The sequence below is a fragment of the Trueperaceae bacterium genome, assembly GCA_031581195.1.
Lineage (GTDB): Bacteria > Deinococcota > Deinococci > Deinococcales > Trueperaceae > SLSQ01.
Genome location: JAVLCF010000144.1, coordinates 1 through 4,860, shown reverse-complemented (window position 1 = coordinate 4,860; position 4,860 = coordinate 1). Strand labels below are relative to the sequence as shown.

Here is a 4,860-nt window from a genome sequence, read left to right as displayed (position 1 = left end):
CGAAACGAGGCCTATCCATGACCACACGTCGCCGCTTCGCACGCCCGATCGCGTTCGCCCTCGCCCTCGCGATCGTCCTCGTCGCGTGCCGCGCTCCCGACGCCGTGCCGCCGGGCGGGGCGAACCCCGGGCCCGATACGGAGGTCGCGCTCCCGGCGTCCGCGACGTCCCTGAACGTCGGGACGTCGACGCGCCTGACGGCCGACGTGCGCGGCGTCGAACCGGGGGCGGTCGTCTGGACCACGACGTGCGGACGGTTCGAGGGGCCGGCCCGCGGGACGACCACGACGTACGTTGCGCCGGACGCGCCGGAGCGGTGTCGCGTCGTCGCGACGGCGGGCGGCGACGCACGGGCGGATCTCGTCGTGACCGTGCTCCCCGAAGGAGCGACGATCGACGTCGCCATGGTCCCCCGCAGTGCATCGGTCCCGACCGGGGGCGACGTGCGGGTCCGGGCGACGGTCGACGGGGCCCCGGAGGCGGGCGTCGTCTGGAGCGCATCGTGCGGCACGGTCGACGCGGAGGCGGGGGTGGGCACCTACCGCGCGCCCGAAACGGAAGCGACCTGCACGGTTCGGGCCGCGAGCGCGGCCGACCCCGCCCGGGCTGCGACGACGACGCTCGCAGTGCGGGCGTTCCCCGGCACCCTCGCCGTGGCGCCCGCCGAGGTGGTCGTCGGTCCGGGCGACGTCGTCGACTTCACCGCCCGGTGGGCGGTCGTCGGGGTCGCGCAGGTGTCCCCGGCCGACCTGACGTGGCGGGCGACGTGCGGCGACGTGACGGGGGCGGGTCGGACCGCTCGCTACGTCGCGCCGGAGGTCGGGGGCCCCTGCGACGTGCAGGTTGCGGCCCCGAGCCCCACCGATGCGACCGCGACGGCTCGGGTCACGATTCGGCCTCCGGTCGTGGTGACGGTCTCTCCACAGGACGCCGCGCTCGGGGTCGGCGAGGTGCTCGGGCTGCGAGCGAACGTGTCCGGGGCCCCGGGCGGCGACGTTCGCTGGAGTGCGACCTGCGGGACGGTGGATGCCGCGGAGCGCCGCGCGACGTTCGTGGCGCCCGACGCTCCCGCGACGTGCGTCGTCCGCGCGGAAGCGGGCGACGATGCGAGCGACGTGGGGACCGCGACGCTCCGCGTCGTCGATCGGGAGACCCCGTCGGACACCGACGCCGCGCCGGTGCGCCCGTCCCCCACCGACCCCTCGCCGGATGTGCCGGCGCGGTTCGACGTCACGCCGGACGCCCTGGACCTCGTGGTCGGGGACGCGGCGCCCCTGGCCGCGACGTTCGGCGAAACGAGTCCGGCGGACGTGACGATCACGTGGACCTCGCAGGACCCGACGATCGCTCGCGTGGACGCCTGGGGGCGGGTGACGGGCCTGGCGGAGGGCACCACGCGGGTCCGAGCCGCCGCGAACACCGTTCCCAGCCGCACCGATTCCGTTCCGGTGCGCGTCGCGGCCCACGGCGCCTGTCCCGACCTGGAGGCGGAGGTCGCCGTTCCCGATGCGGTGTTGCGGGCGGCGATCGTCGAGCGGATCGGTGCGCCCCTGACCTGCGCGCGGATGTTGACGCTGCAGCACCTCAGCGTGTGGTCGCAGGACGTGGGGGACCTGAGCGGTCTCGAAGCGGCACGCAACCTGGAGCGGTTGGTCGTCGGCTTCACCGACGTGACCGACCTCGGTCCCGTCGCCTCGCTCACCGACCTTCGGTTCCTCCGGCTCACCGCAGCACCGGTCTCCGACCTGTCGCCCCTTCGAGGGCTCGAGCGGCTCGAGGAGCTCGACGTCGGACAAACGTCGGTGACCGACCTGTCCCCGCTCGCGGGTGCCGAGCGGTTGCGGGTCTTCAAGGCGTTCCGCGCACCCGTGGCGGACCTCTCGCCGCTGGCGGGCGCGACGTCGCTGGAGCGGTTGGATCTCCACCTCACGCGCGTGCACGACCTCACGCCGCTTGCGAACGCCACCGCCCTGCGCCGCGCGTCGTTCACGTTCACCGACGTCGCGGACGTCGGGCCGCTCGCGAACGCGGTCGATCTGACCTACCTGGACCTCACGGGCACGCGCGTGACCGACCTGCGTCCCCTCGCCGGACTCACGAGGCTGGAGACGTTGGAGGTCGGGGCCAGCGACGTGGAGGACGTCTCGATGTTGGGGGGTCTGACGAACCTCACGAGGCTCCACCTCGGGAGCTCCGAGGTGGCGGACGTGAGCGTGGTCGCGAACTTCGTCGATCTGGAGATGCTCCAGTTGGCGTACACGGACGTCGCCGACGTTACTCCCTTGTCTAGCCTTCGCAACCTCGAGTACTTGGGTCTCAACAACACTCCGCGACTCCGGAACGTGCGTCCGCTGGCACGGCTCGATCGGGTCGAGCGCCTCTACTTGGGGGGGTCGGCCGTGACCGACCTGAGCGGGCTGGAGGGGATGACGTCCGTCCAGCGGCTCCACCTCGACCTGATTCCCGAGTTACGAGACGTCACCCCCCTTGCGGCGATGCCGTCATTGACGAACGTGGGTCTCAGTGGGACGGGCGTGGTGAATCTCGCTCCCCTCGTGGAGGGTCCGGGGCTCGGCGAGGGGGACTACGTCAACCTGTCGAACACACCCCTCGATACGTCCGAAGGTTCACCGGCTGCGTTAGCGATCGAGCGTCTCGAGCGACGTGGCGTCCACGTGTCGTACTGAGCACGTCGGAGGGAAGGCGCGATGGTCGGGTCCCGACGGTCACGTTGCGGCGGCCGACGCGAACCCGCGCACGCAGGTGCGGGCTCGAAAGGCGTTATGCGTGCCGACCGGCGACGACCTGCCGTCGTACGGGGACGTCGACGTGGACCGGCGGCGCGGTGGAGCACGGAGATCTCGCCAACGCCGTACCGGGACGATCGGGTTGGGGGGCGTCGTCGTCGCGCGCGTCGTGCGGGACCGGGCGGGCGTGCATGGACCTCGACGCGGCGGACGACGACCGTCGCGTCACCGTCATCCCGACCCACCTGCACGCGCAGGTCGGCGTGCACGTGTCGGGTTCGCTGCGCGCCGGCATCGCGACGTGCACGCCGCGCGTCGGGGTCACGTGCGCCACGCTCGCGGGCGAGGCGGTACGCGTCACGCTGTACGCCTTCGATGCGACGGCGGAGGGATGGGTCGACGTTCGAGCCGATCCTCCGCCTGGACCTGCACCGGTTCCCCGCCCTGGCCGACCTTGCCCCGCTCGACCTGCGCTTGACGCCCATGCGCGAGCGACGTCGGACGCGGGGTGGCCCCCCGAGGCACGCGTGGGGTGCGGAAGGGGGCGTGGGTGCAAAGGCTCCCGGGGACGTCGATATCGACGCGACCGATCGCTCCAGCCGGCTGGGTACGTCGGGGCTCCTTCGGAAGTGGGGTGCAGCCGGTTCGTACGGCGAACGGCTGCGAGGGCGGTGCGCCCGCAGGGCGCGCCGTTGCCGGGGCCGCCGACGTTCAGGCGAACGCGTCGTCGGCGCTGCGGAGGAGTCCCTCGAGGGCGTCGGTGGTGGCGTCGAGGCGGGCGCCGTCGAGGGTCTCGGGGACGTCGGTGGGTTCGTGGTAGGTGGGCCCCATCCCGCTGCTGAGGAACAGGTAGGGCCAGCCCGCCCGGCGGAAGGCGTAGTGGTCGCTCATGTCGGGCGCGACGGCGTGCGGAATGCGCCGCGGGCGGTAGCGGCCCGGCGTGGCCCGCTGCATCGCCCGGACGGGGCCGTCCCACCGGCGGTCGTCCTCCGCGCCGAGCACCCCGATGGCGCGGTCGAGGCGGCCGGCGAGGCCGACCCGCAACGCCAGGCGGACCGGGGTAGGGAGGACGGCCACGAGTTCGTCCACGTCCGGGTCGCGGCCGATCAGGTCGAGCGCCACCATCGCCGCGACGCCGCGCGCGTCGAGGACGTCCTCGACGAAGCGGATGCTGCCCATCGTCGGTTGGTGGTAGTACGGCGGTTCCTCGGCGTCGAACAGGCCCAGCACCAGGCCGCGACGGAGCGGGGCGTCCGAGGCGCGCTCGCCGACGGCGAGCGCGACGGCGATCGAGGCGGCGTTGTCGTTCGCGCCGGGAGTCGTGGGGACGGTGTCGTAGTGCGCGCCGATCACCAGCGGCGGGAGGTCGGGGTCCTCGCCCGGCACCTCGCCGACGAGGTTCACGAAGGCGGTGCCGGCGGCGTCGTAGGGGAGGTCGTACGCCTCGCCGTCGTACGGCATCGCGCCGATGCGCTCCAGTTCGCTGCGGAGGATCGACCGGGCGCGGGCGTGGGCGTCGCTTCCGACGGGGCGAGGCCCCTCTTCGCAGAGGGCGTGGACGAGGGTGGGGTCGGGGTAGGTCATGACGGTCCTTTCGGGGCGAGGGGCGCCCGGGGCTCGATACGATTCCGCACCCTAGCAGGATATGTTGGTATTGACAATAAACGTTGGCGGAGATAGGTTGAGCCCCGATGGCTTCCCTCGCCGACCTCCTCGCCACCCGCCCCACCTTCACGCTCGACGAGCTCGCGGCCGCCGCCAACGCGCACCTCCCCGCCCCCTCCGCCGGGGACGCCCGGGACGCCCGCGTCAAGGCGACGGTCAACCCCCGCCTCGTCCGCCACTACGTCGGCGAGGCGCTCCTCGATCCGCCCCTCCGCGAGGGCCGCCACGCCCTGTACACCGTCGATCACCTCCTCCAACTCCTCGCGCTCCGCCGCCTTCTGGCCCACGGCGTCACCGCGCACGCCATCGGGACGTGGCTGCGCGACCAGGAGCACGACGCCCTCCTCGCGCTCGCGCGCGGCGACGCTGGACCCGCGGGGGCCCCGAACGCCCCCGGCGACCCCCCGCCGGGACCGACGGGGCCCGGCCGCCCCGCGCCCCGGCTCGG

Annotated in this window: 3 protein-coding genes; 2 read left to right on the top strand and 1 reads right to left on the bottom strand. The window is 73.6% G+C overall.

Annotated elements, in window-relative coordinates; genetic code table 11:
* The first annotated feature begins 17 nt into the window (after nt 1–17).
* Complete coding sequence (locus RI554_10505; GenBank protein ID MDR9392446.1) at nt 18–2,687, top strand: Ig-like domain-containing protein; 2,670 nt, start codon at nt 18–20, stop codon at nt 2,685–2,687.
* A 771-nt stretch (nt 2,688–3,458) separates the two neighbouring features.
* On the opposite strand, the gene RI554_10500 is transcribed toward RI554_10505, so the two are convergent.
* A complete protein-coding gene (locus RI554_10500) occupies nt 3,459–4,331 on the bottom strand; it encodes a M28 family peptidase (GenBank protein MDR9392445.1) in 873 nt (290 codons plus the stop codon).
* Between the two features lie 107 nt (nt 4,332–4,438).
* Between RI554_10500 and RI554_10495 the strand changes: the two genes are divergently transcribed.
* Nucleotides 4,439–4,860, top strand: a 422-nt coding sequence (locus RI554_10495; protein MDR9392444.1) for a MerR family transcriptional regulator, incomplete at its 3' end; no start/stop codon positions are given.

What these genes read in the sequence shown, in the direction of transcription:
- RI554_10505 (MDR9392446.1), top strand. Translation starts at nt 18, where the DNA reads ATGACCACACGTCGCCGCTTCGCACGCCCGATCGCGTTCGCCCTCGCC.
- RI554_10500 (MDR9392445.1), bottom strand. Translation starts at nt 4,331, where the DNA reads ATGACCTACCCCGACCCCACCCTCGTCCACGCCCTCTGCGAAGAGGGG.